Annotated in this window: 14 protein-coding genes, 1 tRNA gene and 2 pseudogenes; 8 read left to right on the forward strand and 9 right to left on the reverse strand. The window is 43.0% G+C overall.

Translation table 11 applies throughout. The features are described from left to right. Nucleotides 1–307 precede the first annotated feature (307 nt). Nucleotides 308–1,624: pseudogene (locus BAU14_RS12495) on the reverse strand (ISL3 family transposase). Between the two features lie 136 nt (nt 1,625–1,760). Between BAU14_RS12495 and BAU14_RS14405 the strand changes: the two are divergent. Continuing rightward, a pseudogene (locus BAU14_RS14405) lies at nt 1,761–1,874 on the forward strand (IS200/IS605 family transposase); the annotation flags it as partial. A 283-nt stretch (nt 1,875–2,157) separates the two neighbouring features. Here the strand turns inward: BAU14_RS14405 and BAU14_RS12505 are convergent. Together BAU14_RS12505 and BAU14_RS12510 are read right to left on the reverse strand one after the other, a co-directional pair. Beyond that, nucleotides 2,158–2,661 (reverse strand): potassium channel family protein, encoded by a 504-nt coding sequence (locus BAU14_RS12505; protein WP_161900443.1) that lies wholly within the window; start codon nt 2,659–2,661, stop codon nt 2,158–2,160. A 377-nt stretch (nt 2,662–3,038) separates the two neighbouring features. After that, a tRNA-Leu gene (locus tag BAU14_RS12510) sits at nt 3,039–3,123 on the reverse strand. A 221-nt stretch (nt 3,124–3,344) separates the two neighbouring features. Between BAU14_RS12510 and uxaC the strand changes: the two genes are divergently transcribed. From uxaC to uxuA, 3 genes are all read left to right on the forward strand, one after another. Then, a complete protein-coding gene (gene uxaC / locus BAU14_RS12515; RefSeq protein WP_161900444.1) occupies nt 3,345–4,742 on the forward strand; it encodes a glucuronate isomerase in 1,398 nt (465 codons plus the stop codon). 38 nt (nt 4,743–4,780) lie between these two features. Then, nucleotides 4,781–6,388, forward strand: a complete 1,608-nt coding sequence (locus BAU14_RS12520) for a mannitol dehydrogenase family protein (RefSeq protein ID WP_161900445.1) — start codon at nt 4,781–4,783, stop codon at nt 6,386–6,388. Between the two features lie 176 nt (nt 6,389–6,564). Further along, a complete protein-coding gene (gene uxuA / locus BAU14_RS12525; RefSeq protein ID WP_161900446.1) occupies nt 6,565–7,635 on the forward strand; it encodes a mannonate dehydratase in 1,071 nt (356 codons plus the stop codon). A 96-nt stretch (nt 7,636–7,731) separates the two neighbouring features. Here the strand turns inward: uxuA and BAU14_RS12530 are convergent, their stop codons facing one another. Further along, nucleotides 7,732–7,956 (reverse strand): hypothetical protein, encoded by a 225-nt coding sequence (locus BAU14_RS12530; RefSeq protein WP_161900447.1) that lies wholly within the window; start codon nt 7,954–7,956, stop codon nt 7,732–7,734. Nucleotides 7,957–8,014: 58 nt separating this feature from the next. Here BAU14_RS12530 and BAU14_RS12535 point away from each other — a divergent pair, with 58 nt between their 5' ends. From BAU14_RS12535 to BAU14_RS12545, 3 genes are all read left to right on the forward strand, one after another. Then, nucleotides 8,015–8,272 carry a hypothetical protein gene (locus tag BAU14_RS12535; protein WP_161900448.1) on the forward strand — a complete coding sequence of 86 codons (258 nt, stop codon included), beginning with the start codon at nt 8,015–8,017 and terminating at the stop codon, nt 8,270–8,272. A gap of 39 nt (nt 8,273–8,311) precedes the next feature. After that, nucleotides 8,312–9,118, forward strand: a complete 807-nt coding sequence (locus BAU14_RS12540) for a hypothetical protein (RefSeq protein ID WP_161900449.1) — start codon at nt 8,312–8,314, stop codon at nt 9,116–9,118. A gap of 146 nt (nt 9,119–9,264) precedes the next feature. Further along, nucleotides 9,265–9,918, forward strand: coding sequence for an SIMPL domain-containing protein (locus tag BAU14_RS12545; protein WP_161900450.1), 654 nt, complete (start codon nt 9,265–9,267; stop codon nt 9,916–9,918). 126 nt (nt 9,919–10,044) lie between these two features. Here BAU14_RS12545 and BAU14_RS12550 read toward each other — a convergent pair whose 3' ends face one another. The 5 genes from BAU14_RS12550 to BAU14_RS12570 form a co-directional block, all read right to left on the reverse strand. Beyond that, nucleotides 10,045–10,848, reverse strand: a complete 804-nt coding sequence (locus BAU14_RS12550) for an ABC transporter ATP-binding protein (RefSeq protein ID WP_161900451.1) — start codon at nt 10,846–10,848, stop codon at nt 10,045–10,047. Further along, nucleotides 10,845–11,756: an ABC transporter permease gene (locus BAU14_RS12555; protein WP_161900452.1), complete on the reverse strand. Its 912-nt coding sequence runs from the start codon at nt 11,754–11,756 to the stop codon at nt 10,845–10,847. The genes BAU14_RS12550 and BAU14_RS12555 overlap by 4 nt, the downstream gene beginning before the upstream one ends. A gap of 104 nt (nt 11,757–11,860) precedes the next feature. Further along, nucleotides 11,861–12,850 carry an ABC transporter substrate-binding protein gene (locus BAU14_RS12560; RefSeq protein ID WP_161900453.1) on the reverse strand — a complete coding sequence of 330 codons (990 nt, stop codon included), beginning with the start codon at nt 12,848–12,850 and terminating at the stop codon, nt 11,861–11,863. Between the two features lie 553 nt (nt 12,851–13,403). Continuing rightward, on the reverse strand, nt 13,404–14,447 hold the full coding sequence (locus BAU14_RS12565) for a HAMP domain-containing sensor histidine kinase (protein WP_161900454.1): 1,044 nt from the start codon (nt 14,445–14,447) through the stop codon (nt 13,404–13,406). After that, complete coding sequence (locus BAU14_RS12570) at nt 14,437–15,117, reverse strand: response regulator transcription factor (RefSeq protein ID WP_161900455.1); 681 nt, start codon at nt 15,115–15,117, stop codon at nt 14,437–14,439. Before BAU14_RS12570 ends, BAU14_RS12565 begins: the two co-directional genes overlap by 11 nt. Nucleotides 15,118–15,393: 276 nt before the next feature. Here BAU14_RS12570 and BAU14_RS12575 point away from each other — a divergent pair, with 276 nt between their 5' ends. Continuing rightward, a complete protein-coding gene (locus BAU14_RS12575; RefSeq protein WP_161900456.1) occupies nt 15,394–17,736 on the forward strand; it encodes an ABC transporter ATP-binding protein/permease in 2,343 nt (780 codons plus the stop codon). The last annotated feature ends 189 nt before the right edge of the window (nt 17,737–17,925 follow it).

Here is a 17,925-nt window from a genome sequence, read left to right on the forward strand (position 1 = left end):
TGGATATCGGAACTTCCTGAATTTTCGCTCAAGAATCTACATCATCCAAGGGCTGATTTTTGTTTAAGAAAGAGCGAAAAATAAAAAAGCGCTCAGGCAAGAATTTTTTCCTGCCTGAGCTCATTCACTCATTCAATTTGAACTCACCAACACTATTTGACGAAGAGCCGTTTTTTTGTGCGTTTTGAAGGTGTCGAGGATTTTATATGGATACGGTAGGACGAAACAAAAAGGCTCTTTGTCAAATGATGTTGTTTTGATCAAATCACACTTTAGGAAGTGCTTCGGCATTTCCTTTTTTGTGTTATTAAATGATTTCACAGATATTTTGCTGGATCAGAACGCGCATCCGAAGGTGACGGAAAGTCCGGAATCCAAATGCTATTCTTTTGATGACTTTGATAAGGTTGTTTTTTCCTTCTAGTTTTCCATTGGAATAGGGGGATTTTAAAGAGTTTGTGATGGCTTCTTTGTGCTTTATCAGGTAACGAATGGCTTTTTTAAAGCTAGCATTCATGGTATGTGGTAATTCTTCAATCAAATTGAAGAATTCGGTGGCATTTTTTGCATCAAAAGCAGCCAATAACTCTTGATAGATCTCGTAGCTTTATCGTAGTTGGTCATCTATAGACAGTAGGTAATCAAGCACCTAGGATTCGGTTACGTATTTCCTTTGAAAGAGCGGAAATTGCTTGAAGGCGGTATAATTTAACTTTGTATTTTTCTTCAAAATCGTTCGCCAATACTTTTTCAACTTTCGGTAATCTTTTTGATCCTGTGGATCACTTTTCTTTAGCTGGTTCATTGCCTGAATTCGTTGATTATTGAAGGCGCGTGTAATTTGTTGGATGACGTGGAAGCGATCGATAGAGAGTCGCGCATTTGGAAAGACATCTTTAGTCACTGTATCGTAAGAGGCGTTCATATCCATCACAATGTGTGTGACTCGTTGCCTAACTTTTAAGGAAAATCGTTGGAAGTATACCCGTAATTTGAAGTTGCGTCGGTCATCTAGGATATCAAAGATTTTACCAGTGTCCGCATCGCTGATAATAAAACACATAGCGCCTTCACAATCACTCGTTCCTTTAAATTCATCAATTAGAAGATGTTTGGGAAGAGAATTGGGTTTTTTACGAGGTTCCTTAAAGAAGCTGTCTAAGACACGCTCAACGGTTTTTGTGGAAACAAAATACCGCTGTGCAATATCCTTCATCGAAACCTTCTTTTTCAAATCCACAGCAATCGCAAATTTTAAGGCTTGCGAAATGTAACAATTTTCCGCTACATAGTAGGCTTTAGCAGAAAAAGTATGATGGCACTGGGTGCAACGAAACCGCTGTTTATACAGGTGTAGATAAGTGGGGACTTCTTGATACGGAAGCAATTGAATCCAACTTTCTTGATAGGCGTGGCGAATGACAGAATCCTCCCCACAATATTCACACCGATGCGCTTCTCCAGTTAATACGCCAGTAAATACATTGGCCATATGGCCATGGATGATTGCTTTACTAATCGCCTCTTCTGAAAAGGTAATATGTGAATCCTTGATATTCAGAATTTGTTTGATGGAAAGACTTGTCTTTTCATCCGTACATTTGATATTCTTAGCTATGGACATTTGGTTATCCTCCTATGATTGGGTTTGGCGATTTAATTATAGGACAACCAAGTGTCTTTTTGTTATAAAAAAATATTTGGTGTCCTTACTCGTTTGAGAGTAACAACACCAAATATCATAGAACCAACAAAAAGTAATCGAAGAAGATATTCGAAATCAGCTTAAAGAAGATTACGTAGCAAATCAATTAACCCTGTTTGAAGAACATGATCTATTTACAGGAGAAAAAAATCGTAAAAGAAAGAACTAGAGTGAGCAGAGGAAGATTCGTTTAGAATCAGTGTGAAATAGTGGTGCGGGAGGGAGATTACTCAGAGGGCCTTTCAGGTCGTGACCGGTAAAAGAGGCTTCCAGCCACAGAGCAAACCACCCGTTTACACGGGTAGTTTTGATTGGCTCAATAAAAAAAGTCATGGCAAGGATACCTGCCAGGCGCAATCAATAATGGTTCAATTTAGGCTCTGCAATAGTTAAATTAATCAATGATATTCTTTGGTCTTGAACTTCTATGCCAAATAGCATACGTTCTACATTTACTTTTCCAAATCATCGATTTTCTTTTGAAGAATTTCCATTTGCTTCAGAAGTTCATCCAACTTTTCTTGGACGTGATCATCTTCCTTTTCTTCATCTTGTTTATTGAAATAATCAGTGATTGTAGAAGTGAGGAGACCGATAAAACCGATGCCTAGAAACATCAACAAAATGGCTGCAAATTTTCCAAGTGGACTGTGAGGGGAAATATCCTCATAGCCCACAGTTGTTACTGTAACCAGGGCCCACCAGAAGGAATCGATGAAGGGAGCGTTCTCAGCGTAAGAATACAAGGCTGCAGATAGGGTAATTAGAACAGCTGACGCATATAAAACTTTTGTGAAATTTCGTGTGTTCAGAAAGGTTGAAATCTTTTTGGTAAGTTTTCCAGTAACCCCAACTAACCTGCTTAAACGAGAGAAGCGGCTGATTCTTGCTATTCGGAAAATCCTCACTATCTTGAAAAAAGAGAAGATAGCGTCAAATGGAATAATCGCTAACAAGTCAAAAATATTTGTAACGTAAAATTTCCTTTTTTATTGGACTTTGCAAAGCGATAGAAATAATCGAAGGCAAAAGCTATTAAAATGAGATTATTGATGGCCACAAAAGGTTGCTGGGCCAATGAGGTGGTAGAGGAGAAATCCAGTGCCACCATTAGAATAGAGACCATTGCCAAGATGACGATCACAATGTTGTAATTTTCTTATTCATAAGATACCTCTTTTGGCAGCTGAGCTTTGGCGACGTCCTCAAGAGTCGCTGGTCGGCGGATGTTTCTAAGATCTACCGGACTATCTTTATATTCAAAAAACACTTGGCCTTATTTGAAAGTTTAGAGTATGCAAAAAAACTTCCATCGATAAACGATGGAAGTCAATACCGGCGGCCGGGGTCGAACCGGCACGCCCTCAACGGGCACTGGATTTTGAGTCCAGCGCGTCTGCCAATTCCGCCACGCCGGCAAAATAACACAAACGACATATTTGTTTGTCACTTACTTAAAAGAGTATACCTGTCTTACAGTAATATTTCAATACTTTTTTTGATTTTTTTCAGAAATATTTTTTTCCTGAAGATCTAGTAAATCTCTGTTCATTTATATTTTACGAAAACCCTTGCATTCTACCATTTCGAGTTATATGATACTAATATATCAGTTTAAAGAAAGCATAGAGGTGGTTTCATGTTTATCCATGAAAATTTTTTATTAACGACGGAAATCGGTCAAGCACTCTATCATAAGACCGCGAAGAATTTGCCAATCATTGACTACCATTGTCACTTGGAACCAGCGCTTATTGCCGAAGATCATCGATTTACTTCGATTACGGATCTTTGGTTGGGTGGGGATCATTATAAATGGCGGGCGATGCGGGCCAATGGAATCCCAGAAGAATTAATCACTGGCTCAGGGTCGGACTGGGACAAATTTTTAGCTTGGGCTGAGACGGTGGAGCAGCTGTTAGGCAATCCGCTGTATCATTGGACACATCTGGAGTTAAAGGAATACTTCGGCATCACTGCGCTTTTAACTCGTGATTCCGCTCAAGAGATCTACGAAACCTGTAATCGAATGTTGGCAGAAAAAGCGTATACGACAAAAACGTTGATCAAACAGTCAGATGTTCGCTTTATTGGGACGACAGATGATCTTTTGAGTGATCTGAACTACCATAAAAAGATTCGTGAAACAGAGTCGTTTGTTGTGGCGCCTTCTTTTCGACCGGATCCGATCTTGAATATCCAGAAAGGGTTGGCCACTTATATTGACGCCTGTCGCAAGGTTAGTCACCAGTCACTTGTCACTTATCAAGAGCTGGCAGATTTTTTGGCAGAACGAGTGCAGTATTTCCATGAAAATGGCTGTATCATTTCCGATCATGGCTTCAATGAATTTCTTTACCAATCGGCCACTGACGAGGAGGTAGAAGCCATCTATCAAAAAGGGCTAAAGAATCTGCCTGTATCCCGTGAGGAAGTGGCTAAATGGCAGGGACGAATGATGACGGATCTGGGGCGGCAATACGCAAAATATGGCTGGACCATGCAGATTCATTTTGGGGCGGTTCGCAATGCCAACTCGCGTCTTTTCAGCGAATTGGGACCAGATATTGGTTGTGACTCGATTTTGGACCAAGGGGATGTCGCCGTGCATCTGAACGGCTTTTTAGATGCACTGGATGGAACGGATCAACTGCCGCAGACTATTCTTTATAACTTAAACCCAATGATTAACGACTTGGTGGCTACGACATGTGGAAACTTTCAACGAAACAATAAAGGAATCAAGAATAAAGTCCAGTTCGGCGCTGGTTGGTGGTTCAACGATACGTTTGACGGGATGGTGAAGCAGATGGATACATTGGCAAACCAAGGAATATTGATGAACTTCTTAGGCATGTTAACCGATTCCCGCAGTTTTATTTCCTATCCCCGCCATGATTATTTCCGCCGGATTCTTTGTGATTACATTGGAAAAAAAGTAGCCAGTGGTTGTTATCCGGCAGACATGAAGCTTTTGGAAAAAATGGTTACCAATATTTGTTATGAGAATGCTCGTACTTATTTCAACTTAGCCTAAGGGTGAGGGGAAAGTAGACAAATTCAGGAGGACGCATCATGAATTTAAATAAGGACATCTTTGTGCATAAAGAGCGGTTAACGGCGGAAGGCTTTTGGCTGCCGACCTACGAACCGGCTGTTGTGCAGGCGGCTACTTTCGAAGAGCCGATTTGGCTGCAGTTGGGTGCCGGCAATATTTTTCGAGGATTTTTGGGAAGTGTTACTCAACAATTGTTAAATAATCAAGTAATGGATAAAGGGATCATCGTGGCAGAGGGGTATGATTATGAGATTGTAGACCGGCTAGCTACTTTTGATAACTTGACGGTGAATGTAACGCTGAAAAGCAATGGAGAAGTAGACAAGGAAATTCTTGCCAGTATTAGTGACTATCTGAAAATGGATACCGGCACTCCGGATTTCGCTCGTTTAAAGGCAATTCTGCGGGCGCCATCTTTACAAATGATTAGCTTGACCATTACTGAAAAAGGCTACAGCTTAACGGATAATCAGGGAGAGCTGACAGCCGCGGTAGCAGAAGATTTTAAAAATGGCCCAGCAGCTCCTGTCAGCTATATGGGGAAAATTGCAGCACTGCTGTTTGAACGGTTCACAGCGGGGCAATTTCCCGTAGCGATGGTCAGTATGGACAACATGAGCCACAACGGAGAAAAACTGCAACAGGCTATGACCCGTTTTGCTAAAGAGTGGGTGAACAAAGGCACAGCTCCGCAAGGCTTTGCAGAGTATGTTACTTCTGGTGAAAAAGTGACCTTTCCTTGGTCGATGATTGATAAAATCACACCTCGTCCCGACCAGTCTGTGGAAAGGCTGCTGACGAAAGCCGGCCTTTCAGACATGGCGCCAAGTGAAACGGCTAAACATACGTTTGTCGCGCCTTATGTCAATGGGGAAGAGACCCAGTACCTCGTGATTGAAGATGTGTTTCCCAACGGTCGTCCTCAGTTAGAGGAAGCTGGCGTGATTTTCACTGACCGTCAAACTGTCAATCAAGTTGAGACCATGAAGGTGACTACTTGCTTGAATCCGTTGCATACCGCACTGGCTATCTTTGGCTGCTTGTTAGGGTACACCTTGATTCATGAAGAAATGACGAATGCTGATTTAGTGGCTCTTATCAAAAAGCTTGGCTACGATGAAGGGCTGCCGGTAGTGGTAGATCCTAAGATTCTCGATCCTAAACGCTTCATCAATGAGGTCATTACGGTTCGTTTTCCGAATCCTTATATCCCCGACACCCCCCAACGAATCGCAACAGATACTTCCCAAAAGCTGTCGGTGCGCTACGGCGAGACACTAAAAGCCTATTTGCGTTCTGGCACGCTGTCGGTTACTCAATTACAGGTCATTCCCTTAGTATTTGCCGGGTGGCTACGGTATTTGACTGGAATCAATGATGCCGGTACGCCGATGACTTTGAGTCCAGACCCACTTTTGAATCAACTGACACCGTTGTTTGCTGACTTTGAACTTGGCGCACCGGTCAATATTGAAAAAATCAAAGCGCTTTTGTCAGATGAAAAGATTTTCGGGGTTGATCTAAATCAGATTGGACTGGCTGACACAGTGCTCGCCTTCTTTACAGAAATGTGCAGTAAAAAAGGCGCTGTGAAAGCTGTGATCAAAAAGGTCGCAACTTCTTGAAAAGCAAATAGTAGTTGGCGCTTAATGAGGTTCAATTACTCGTTCAAAAGTAAGGCTGTGCTTAGATAGATACGAATAATACGTGTTATAGCTGTCCGGAACGAATCTAAAATTTAAAAATGCTTTCAGAGGTTTCTGAGAGTGTTCAAATCAACTCACAGAAATGAGGAAATATTATGAAAATGTCCTTTCGCTGGTATGGCAGAGGCAATGATCCAATACCGCTGGAGTATGTCCGACAAATTCCAGGGGTCGAAGAGGTTGTCTGGGCTTTGCATGATAAGGCGGCCGGGGAACTCTGGCGCAACGAAGAAATCAAAGCTGAGATTGATTATATTGAAGCTCATGGTTTGAAAGCAACGATTGTCGAATCTGTCAACATTCACGAAGATATCAAGCTGGGGTTGCCGACACGGGATGCTTATATTGAAACTTACAAGGAGTGTCTGAAAAACCTGGCGGAAAACGGCGTCAAGGTTGTCTGCTACAATTTCATGCCGATTTTTGATTGGACGCGTACAGATATGTTTCATCCACTGCCGGACGGGTCAACCGCACTGTTTTTTGACAAAGCCAAGATTATGTCTGCCGATCCGCAAGAGCTGGTAGACATGGTGGAAAAAGAAAGCCATGGCTTGACGCTTCCTGGTTGGGAGCCAGAGCGACTGTCTCGAATCAAGGACCTCTTTGCTGCCTATGAAGGGTTTGACGATGATCGGTTACGAGAGAATTTCAAATACTTTATAGATGCAATCCTACCTACTTGTGAAGCCTATGATATCAAAATGGCGATCCATCCAGATGATCCTCCTTTTTCAATATTCGGTTTGCCGCGGCTGGTGAACAATGAAGACAATATTAAAAAGCTCTTAGCGGTCAATCCCAGTCCGTATAATGGGCTGACATTTTGTACCGGCTCATTGGGATCTGATCCTCAAAATGATGTGGTGGATTTGTTGAAGAGATTTGGCCAGCGCGTACATTTTATGCATGTTCGAAATGTACGGGTGGATTTCAATGGGGATTTCAGCGAGGTTTCTCATCGAAGCCAAGATGGTACAGTAGATATTACCGGAGTCATGAAAGTATTGTCGGATTCAGGTTTCGAAGGGTATATTCGACCGGATCATGGCCGACATGTCTTCGGTGAGAATGCCACCAACGTTCGTCCTGGTTACGGATTGTACGATCGAGCAATGGGAGCGATGTATTTGTTAGGCAGCTGGGATATGGCGCAAAGATTATAGTCATGAAAAAAACATCGCAACTAGCGGGGAATAATCCCATCTGGTTGCGATGTTTTTATCGTAGTCTTTTATAAGTCGGCTAAAAAAATGTAGTGATCAGCTGAAAAAGCAAGTGTCCCCCAACGCCCCTTTTACATCAGCATAGCTTGCTAGAACCTCGTTTTTCGCAGCAGCGGCTGTTTGCCGGTCACAAATATCACAATAATCGATTTGAAATACGATTTTGCCGTTTGACAGTGCTTTAGCAACCCCGACGATATTACGATGGAAAGCAGCCGGTTTAACTTCATATTTTTTCCCCAAAACGATCTCTTTTTGCATGATTGGATAACCCCTTTACACTTTGTGATAATCAAATGGTAACATACCAATTTTAAATATGAAACAAAAACAACTGATTTTTAGCTGTTTTTATCTTGCCTATACAACTGTACCTTATAGAGTATTTCTTGAATTAGTTGAGTTTTATAACGCTTTCAAATTCAATAAAAAAGTCACTTGTCTAGCTGAGTTGTTTGGCTTTGTTAGACAACTCCTCGGTGCAACACTATTGGAAAAGGATAAAAGTCGTATCATTTTTGAAAAGGGAGCAGGGGCTTTTTCGAATCAAACCTCTGATAGCGTATTTCTATTGTGATTTTGATAAAATGGGTAAAAGAGCAGATGAGGTGAAATTATGACAGGACAAACATTAAAAACGATGTTCATGGGATTGACTGAAAGCCAGAAGCTGGAAGTCCGCGAATATTATGAGCGGCATTTCGCTGAAGGCGGCAGTCCGGACTTTTTACCGATACTGGCCGACTTTTCTCAACAATTAGAAGAAACGGCGTCCCAAGTGGCGACAGGTGCGCGGTTGCAGATCAAAAGTTTTAGCGAGTACGGAAATGAAGCGCAGTTGTTAGCTGTCTATCAAAATCGCGCTGCTGAAGATCCTGAAGCTGCGAAGATAAAAGAACCCACTTATTTTATTACAGAAGAAGGAGAACGATTGATAGGTCCGCTGTTACCGTCATTAGCAGAGGAAATCATCCGCCTGCAAAACGAAATGGCCAATGATGAGTGGGATAAGAGCTTTTATCCAGATTTCAGCTATCTTCCGGGAGGCACCCCGCCAAAGCCTGCTGATTACAATGATATAGAAAAGTTTAAACAGGCTGAGGATGCTTATTTCTACGGTTATGCGATTGATTTTATGCCGACTGATCGCCTCGTTCATCTGCCATTGGAAATCACGGATGAAGATCAACAACACTTGTCACCGGCACTAATCATCGCTGACTTTCTTTATGAGAATTATTTTTTCGGTGGTGAAAATGTGACAGCCGTCAAACAGGCCCTTATAGCAGATGTACAAAAAAACGAAGCGACTGCTGAGCATTTGCTGAAAAAGTATGAAAATGATCAACAGCTGGATGACAAATTGGCTGCCTTTTTGGCTGCTGATTCAAATGAACGCGGCGAAGATATAACAGAGCCATGATGTAAGATGTAAAATAACGGATGCAAGAAACAAAAGAGCAGGATGATAAACACCAAGCCTCATGCTGCAAAAGGCGGCCGTATCTGGGAGCAAGCACTTCTCCAGAGGGTCACCGTTAATTTAAAATAGAAAAGGAGTGGTGCCTGATGGGGACGATTCGTGTGAGTGGAGAAGGTCGCGGGCAGAAAAAAGCAGATCAGATTGAACTGACCTTGATTTTTAACACGACCAAGGCTGATTATGAACAGGCATATCAGCAAGCCACTGAGAAAATCAATAGGCTAGAAGCAGAATTGACTGACTGTGGATTTAAGCAAGAAGAGATTGTGACACAGCGATTTTCAGTCAGCAGTGACTATGAATCTTTTAATGATGAGCAGGGTCGCTGGCAGCAGCGCTTCAAAGGATACCTGGTGAATCAAGTGCTACAATTGCAATTTACTTTTGAAAACGAACGCTTGCAAAAAGTAATTGCTGCAGTTGATCGTTCTGGTGGAAAACCAGAAGTACAGTTGAATTTTACAGTAGCAGAGTCAAAAGAATTTCAAAATGAACTGCTGCGTCAGGCAGTAGCAGATGCCACCGAAAAAGCAGTCGTCTTAGCTGCTGCTGCGGGTAAGCAGTTGGGAGAGCTGGCGACAATTAGCTATGGTCAGGGCAAGAGTGAGCTTACTTCTCAGACGGAAGTGACTCCGCGGCTGTCAGCTGCTGATAATGTGGTATTCAGCATGCCTGAGCTTCATCCAGCGGCCATCCAGAGCCATGTAACCGTAGAATGTGTGTGGCAACTTCAGGACTAAAGAGGATGGAATAAATTTAAAAGGTGCACCGGCGTAAATTTCGCTGTTAACTGCTCCCAATTAATTCGTTAATCGGACAGAGGCAGTCGAAATTTACGTCAGTGCACCTTTTTTGCTGTTTAAATTTCAGGACAATAGCAGTTGATCATCTGTTAATTCAGCCCCGCTGCTCTGGTGGAAAAGAGCCATCAATTGCGGCACAGTCAGGTTTTTTTTCTTATCATAGGACAGATCAACGACGATTTGTCCTTGATGAAGCATGATTAGCCGATTGCCATAGCGAATGGCATCTTCCATATCGTGGGTTACCATAAAGGCCGTTAAGCTTTGTTCTTGAATCAGCTTTGTAGTTAATTCCATCACGGTTACAGAGGTTTTCGGATCCAAAGCAGCTGTGTGTTCATCCAATAAAATCAGTTCCGGTCGCTGCAAGGTCGCCATCAGCAGTGTGATGGCTTGGCGCTGTCCACCAGACAATAGGCCAATTTCCGCGCCTAAGCGATCTTCTAGGCCCAAGCCTAAACGGGCTAGTTGTTCTTTGAAAAAACCTCGATCTTTGGTTTTTACGCCATAACTAAAGCCCCGCTTTTGACCTCGCTTCATCGCCAAAGCCATGTTTTCTTCCACTGTTAGACGAACGGCAGTCCCCATCTTAGGATCCTGAAAGACGCGGCTGATGGCCTTTGAACGGCGGGTCACGGAATGACGAGTGATGTTTTCCCCATTTAGTAAAATTGTTCCTTGTTCAACAGGGATGGTGCCGGCAATGCTGTTTAATAAGGTGGATTTACCGGCGCCGTTACCACCAATAATAGTGATGAATTCACCTGGCTGCATCGTCAAATCAATGCCTTGCAGTACGTGATTTTCATTGACTGTTCCAGCTTCAAAGACCTGGTGCAAGTCGCTGATTTCCAATACAGGTATCATTTTTGTGCCCCTCCTTTAGCCGCTTTTTTAGTCGCAAAGCGGTTGCGGATTTGTGGTGTCGATAAGCAAACCACTAGAATCAATGCGCTGAACAATTTAATATCCTGTGGCTGAACATTAAACTCGAAAACGATTGCCAAAATAAAGCGGTAAATCACCGCCCCCAAGACGATGGTCAACATGCGGGGTAAAAGCGGCAAATTACGGAAAAGGACTTCGGCAATGATAATTGCAGCCAATCCAATGACAATGGTACCGACACCGGAATTCAGATCGGCATAACCGTTGTTTTGAGCCAATAGTGCACCGGACAATGCAATGCAGCCATTTGAAAGCATGTAGCCGATCAGCTTCATCGTATCGGTATTGATTCCGTTGGCTTCGCTCATGGCATCGTTGTCGCCGGTAGCCCGGATAGCCAAGCCAATCTCCGTTTTGAAAAAGAAGTAGAGGAGCAGGATTATCAAAGCTGCAAAAATACAACCGACGGCAATCGCGGCATTGTTTTTGGACAAGCCCAAGTCTTCAAACCAGGTATAGACGCTGCTGTTGCCTAGTAAAGGAATATTAGGTGCGCCCATGATGCGATTTGTGACTGAATACAACCCGGTCATGGTGATGATCCCAGCTAACAGCGCGGGAATTTTTAGCTTTGTATGGAAGATTCCTGTGGTAAGACCTGCCAAAACCCCACCACCAAAAGCAAACAGGCAAGCCAGGTATGGCGAGCAGCCTTTTGTGATAGCCAGTGCAGCAATGCCTGCTCCTAATGGAAAGGTCCCTTCAGCAGTCAAGTCTGCGATATCCAAAATACGGTACGTCAAGAACACGCCGATAGCTAATAAAGACCACAAGACTCCCTGTGAAAAGGCCGATTGTAATAGAACCAGTATCGTTTCAACACTCATAAATATTCCCCAAATCTTTCAGATTTCGACCGGTAGTCGAGGTTGTTTTTTTTTACTAAAGTAACAGTCGTACCGGTCGATATAATTATTTTGTTTGGCTGTGTTTATTTCGGTTGTTTGATGGTGTCCTTGTCAATGCCAAGTGCTTGTGCCATTTCATCATTGACCACCAAAGTAAAATCAGTGGCTGACTGGACCGGCATATCGGCGGGGGTGTTTTTGCCATCTAAAATCTCAGCGGCCATTTTTCCGGTGAGTTTACCCAGCGATTTGTAGTCAATCCCATAGGTGGCCAACGCACCACCTTCGACTTGTTCGACAGAACCGGTGATGACGGGTGTTTTGGTTTGTTTAGCGACATCGCCTACCACGGGGGCTGCCGTTGCAAAGGTATTGTCAGTGGGGATGTAAATTCCTTCGACATCTTTGGCCAAACTAGTCATGACTTGTTGCACATCATTGGTGGTATTGGCAGTTAGTACTTTCGCATTGACACCAGCTTTTTTCAGGGCTTTTTCGGCTGCGTCCGCTTGAATTTTAGAGTTGGTTTCACCAGCATTGTAGGCAATACCGATTGTTTTCGCATCAGGCACGATAGACAAAAGCAAGTCGATTTGCTTTTCAACTGGAGCCCAGTCTGTGGTGCCGGTGACATTGCCCCCGGGTTTTTCGTTGCTGGCAACCAGTTTTGCTCCTGCCAAATCGGTGACTGCAGTCACTGTAATAGGCAAATCTTTGGTCTCATTGGCTAATGCCTGAGCTGCCGGTGTTGCAATTGCCAATAATACGTCGGGTTTTGCCTTGACCAGTTTTTCACTCATGGATTTCAGATTGGCCTGATCGTTTTGGGCATTTTGATAATCCAGTTGAATCTTGTCTTCCGGGTAGCCGTTTTCTGCTAAGCCTTCCAAAAAACCTTCGTAGGATGCATCAAGAGAGGCATGAGCCACCAATTGCAAGACGCCAACCTTTTTCTTTCCATCGTCAGCTGCTGCATTGCTGCTGTCGCTAGCAGGAGTAGCATTTCCGCAGGCGCTGATACTTAACAAACAAACTGCCAACAGTGTTGCTCTTGTCCACTTTTTCATTTTCATTTTTCATTCCCCCGTGTCTGGTATTCTTGCCCTCATAAAAGCTACCCAACATTTTTCCTCGACCATCCGCGGCGTTTTGTGCCATGTCCCAATAGACAAAAAAACCATTCAGCATTTGCCAAATGGGGCGTCTCACTACAATCACTCCGGCAAACCTTTCAGGTGTATTCATCTGGATGAGCCAAAACTGCGATGAATGATGGTGATTGGTGCAGATCCGGTCAACGGTTCCAAGGCGGCTGGGTGTCACTATTTTTGAAAGCAAAATTGCATCTTTGAAAGAAAACTGGATATTTTATCAAAATTTCAAAGATATTTTTTAAATTATACAGGAATTCAAGTGAATAAGTCAATCTGATTTTGCAATTTTCTGAATAATTGTGCGGTTTTAAACAGAAAAGGGAGGGAAATAGGGGCGGCAGAAATCAAGAGAAGGTTACTATGAAAGGAAAGAAAAAGAAAAAAGAGAAAAAAAGCCACTAAGAAGCGGTAAAATCGCGAAAAAACAGCGATTTTACCGCACCGTTTGTAATGACTTTTTAGGAAGGGTGGTTTATTCCTGCGGATGGGGGAGAAAGACGGTGAAGCAAGTTTTGTGTTCGGGCAAGAGCTCGGCTTGGACACGACCGTCATGAAGTTGAAGAATTTCTCGTACCAAAGCCAGGCCTAAGCCGTTACCAGCGGTTTTGCGACTGGTGTCCCCTTGATAAAATTTGTCGAAAATCCGTTTTAATTCGGTTTCCGGGATGGCTGTCCCGCGGTCGGTAAAACGGATGACTAATGCTTCGTCAGTGTCGCACAAAGTTACCGTAACGGTTTCTTTGGGGTTAGAGTACTTGATCGCATTGTCCATTAAATTTAACCAGACTTGGTACAAGAGCTCTTCGTTTCCGACGTAGTTTGTTTTAGGTAAATGCAGATCCAAGTCCAGCTGCTTTTCTTCCCAACGGGGTTGTAAAAACAAGAGAACTTCTCGAATCTGCTCGTCGATTCGGAAGGATTCTTTTTCGATGGGCAGGTTTTGAGTTTCGAGTTTTGTTAAGCGCAGGATATTGTCACTGAGATTTGCCAGCTGTTGGGTTCCTTCAAGGATGCGGTGATAGTAGTCGGCTTTTTCAGATTGGCTGAGGCTACCGTGTTGCAGCAATTGAATATAACCTTGAATCGTGGCAATGGGTGTTTTGAATTCATGGGAAACATTGGCAACGAAATCGTTGCGCAAGGTTTCAGTGCTGCTGAGTTCAGCCACCATGACATTGAAATCGGCGAACAAATTTTGGATTTCTTCGATTTTCTGATCGGAATCGGCTTGCACAGTGAAGTCTCCAGAAGCGACTTTATTCATTTTTTCTGAGAGCTCTTTGACAGGAGCTAAGATTCGACGGCCAACAACTGCTGAAGAACCGGTTCCTACCAATACGCTGAAGGCTAGAAGAATGAAAATGATGAATAGGTGATTGTCTCCACGGGGTTGAATCAACCCTTGACGAGACAAGAAAAGAATCAGGGTTCCCATCAGAATAGAAAAGAAGACCAAGGCCAAAAAGACGAGACAGGAAAAATAGATCCACAGCTTAGAATAAATTTTATGCTTCATAGGTGAGCACCGCCTTATAGCCAAGACCTCGGATGGTAACAATATCAAAATCGGGGTTGCGTTGCAGCTGTTCTCTCAAACGCTTGATATGGACATCCACTGTGCGCTCATCGCTTTGGTTGTCTAGTCCCCATAATTCAGCCATCAGTTGTTGACGGGTAAAAATTTTATTGGGATAGCTCAGTAATTTATACAGCAGTTGAAATTCCTTGTTCCGTAGCCAGAGAACTTCTTTTTCGCGTGTCAAAGTCAGCTCTTGTTGATTTAAGGTTGTCTTGCCAACTGTCAGTTCTTGCTCGTGGGCGATCTTGGCACGGCGCAAAAGAGCCTCAACCCGCAGCAACATCTCCTCCAAGTTGACCGGTTTCACCATGTAATCATCGGCTCCCAGACGAAAGCCGTGTTTTTTATCAGCGAAACTATCTTTGGCAGTAATCACTAAAATCGGCAAATCGTAGCCGCTTTGCCGAATCAAATGAGTAAACTGGAAACCATCCATTTCCGGCATCATAATATCGGTGATGACCAGATCAATATGATGGTCCTCCAGTTTAGTCAATGCCTGTTCTCCATTTTCAGCAGTAACCACTTGAAAATGGTGGTCGGTCAAGACTCGCTCATATAAACGACTCAAGTTTGGCTCGTCTTCGATTACCAGAATCTTGTTCATAAGTGTACTCCTTAGAAAAAATTTGCTACTCATTTTGTTACTCAGAGTTTAGCATTTTTACCGGTTATGATACAAGTTCATGAAAATCGCTTGGATTTCATTTTCAGTTCATAAAAGGATGATATGCTGTTCCTGTTAATGAGGAGAGCATTATCTCCGAAAAAATCCGCAGATTATGGGATAATTTCTGTGACATGAACCGTTGTGAAGACAGCTGGATTGCGACAACTTAGCAGAATATGGATCCGCGGCAAGAAGAAAAACAGGAGGGATCACATGCTGGAATTAAAGGATATTAAAAAGTATTATACGGTGGGAGAAACTACCACTAAAGCATTGGACGGTGTTTCCGTTGCTTTTCGTAAACAGGAATTTGTAGCCATTTTGGGCCCTAGTGGTTCCGGAAAAACGACAATGTTAAATGTCATCGGTGGCTTGGACAACTATGATTCAGGTGACATGGTCATCAATGGCAAGTCCACCAAAACATTTAAAGACAGTGATTGGGATGCTTACCGTAACAACTCCATTGGCTTTGTTTTCCAAAGCTACAATTTGATTAGCCATCTGGGGATTATTGACAATGTTGAGTTGGGGATGACCCTGAGCGGTGTCTCAAAAGAAGAAAAAACACGGCGGGCAGAAGATGCCTTGACCAGAGTCGGCTTAAAAGACCATATGCATAAAAAGCCGAATCAGCTTTCCGGTGGGCAGATGCAGCGGGTAGCTATCGCACGGGCACTGGCCAATGATCCAGATATCTTATTATGTGATGAGCCTACTGGTGCTTTGGATTCTGAAACGAGCCTTCAGATTATGGAACTAATCCAAGAGCTTTCCCGGGAAAAATTGGTAATCATGGTTACCCACAATCCACAGCTGGCGCACCAATATGCGGATCGAATTATTGAGTTTGCTGATGGACAGATTCGTCACGACTCCAATCCTCATAAAGAGCGGCCAAAACCAGACTTGTTCAATCTGAAGCATACTAAGATGAAATTCACTACGGCTCTTCATCTGTCTTTCAATAATATTCGTACCAAAAAAGGCCGAACGTTTCTGACCGCTTTTGCCTCCAGTATCGGGATCATCGGAATTGCTATCGTCTTGTCCTTGTCAAATGGGTTCCAAAAGCAGATTGATACGACTCAGGCTGAAACTTTGGCAAAATTCCCTATTACTATTTCCAAGATTACCACCGAAGAGGACCGTCAGACGATGACAGGGGACTCCTCGCAAGCTGACTTCCCGAAAGAAAAGACCATCACTGCTAAAACCAGTGCTGCAGACCAGGCACAGCACATCAATAAATTGGATCAGTCTTATGTGGATTACATCAATGATATCGATCCTGAGCTGTCCAATAATATTGGCTATACCCGCTTAGTGAATTTGAATTTGATGCGAGAAGTAGACGGCAAAGCCCAAAATGTTAAACTGTCTAACGATTCTCCGGACAATCCGGATACCGGCTCTATGATGTCCATGATGTCTTCTGTAACCGGTGTCGGCGTCTCCTCATTTCCGAAGCAGTTGCAAAAAGACGGCACCAACTTTTTGAAAGATAACTATTCGCTTTTGGCAGGCAGCTATCCGGAAAAAGACACCGATTTGGTATTAGTGGTGGATAAAAACAACAATACCAATATCAATGGTTTGAAAAATCTTGGGTTTGATGTCAAAGACGGAGAAGAACTGTCTTTTGATGAGCTGATAGGAACTAAGCTCAAACTGATTTACAATGATGCATACTATACACAGTTACCTACAGGAAACTTTATGCCTAATCAGGATTTGGAAGCTGTTTACCAAAACGAGAACAATGAAGAGCTGACAATTTCCGGGATTCTACGAGTTAAATCTTCGGCAACCATGGACCTTTTGGCACCAGGGATTGCCTATAGCGACAGTTTGGCACAACAAGTCATTAAAACCAACCAAGACTCAGCAATTGTCAAAGCACAAAAAGACAGTGATGTGAATGTCATGTCTAACGAAAAATTGGATCAGACAGCCAAAGACAATCTGTTGGATTATCTGGGGGCTAGTGGCATTCCTTATTCCATGATGATTTATCCTAACAACTTCAAGGATAAAGATAAGATTTTGGACTATCTGGATGCTTGGAACAAAGGCAAATCAAAAGCAGATAAAATCGTTTATTCAGATTTAGCTGGAACGATGACTGAGTTGACTGGTGGCTTGATGGACGCGATTACCTATGTGTTGGTAGCTTTTGCTGGTATCTCACTTGTCACCAGCATGATTATGATTGCCATCATCACTTATACGTCAGTCATTGAGCGTACAAAGGAAATTGGCGTCTTGAAAGCTTTGGGGGCTCGGAAAAAAGACATCACGCGGGTCTTTGATGCAGAGACAGCGATTTTGGGTGTCTTCTCCGGTACGTTGGGTGTAGTGATTGCGTATCTGGCGACGTTCCCTATCAATTCTATAATTTATAAATTGACGGAGCTAAAAAATGTGGCACAGTTGGATATTGGACATGCAGTAATCCTAGTGATTATTTCAACAGTTCTGACGATCATGGGTGGACACATTCCCGCACGAATGGCTGCTAAAAAAGATGCGGCCATTGCCTTGCGAGCAGATTAGAAGTTTAGAAGCAGACAGTTTTCTCATTCGAGGAACTGTCTGTTTTTTTGTTGGAAAAGTAGAGGCTTTGTTCTATCCGATAACTGTTAAGTATTTTTTCATTTGGTAAAAAATGTGTTGTGGGCAAAGGTTGAAAAATCACCCTTTCAAGCTGAAGAGGAGCTTTCCCGTGCTATAATAAAAAGGCAA

Origin of the sequence: Candidatus Enterococcus leclercqii (assembly GCF_009933135.1) — a bacterium.
GTDB lineage: Bacteria > Bacillota > Bacilli > Lactobacillales > Enterococcaceae > Enterococcus_C > Enterococcus_C leclercqii.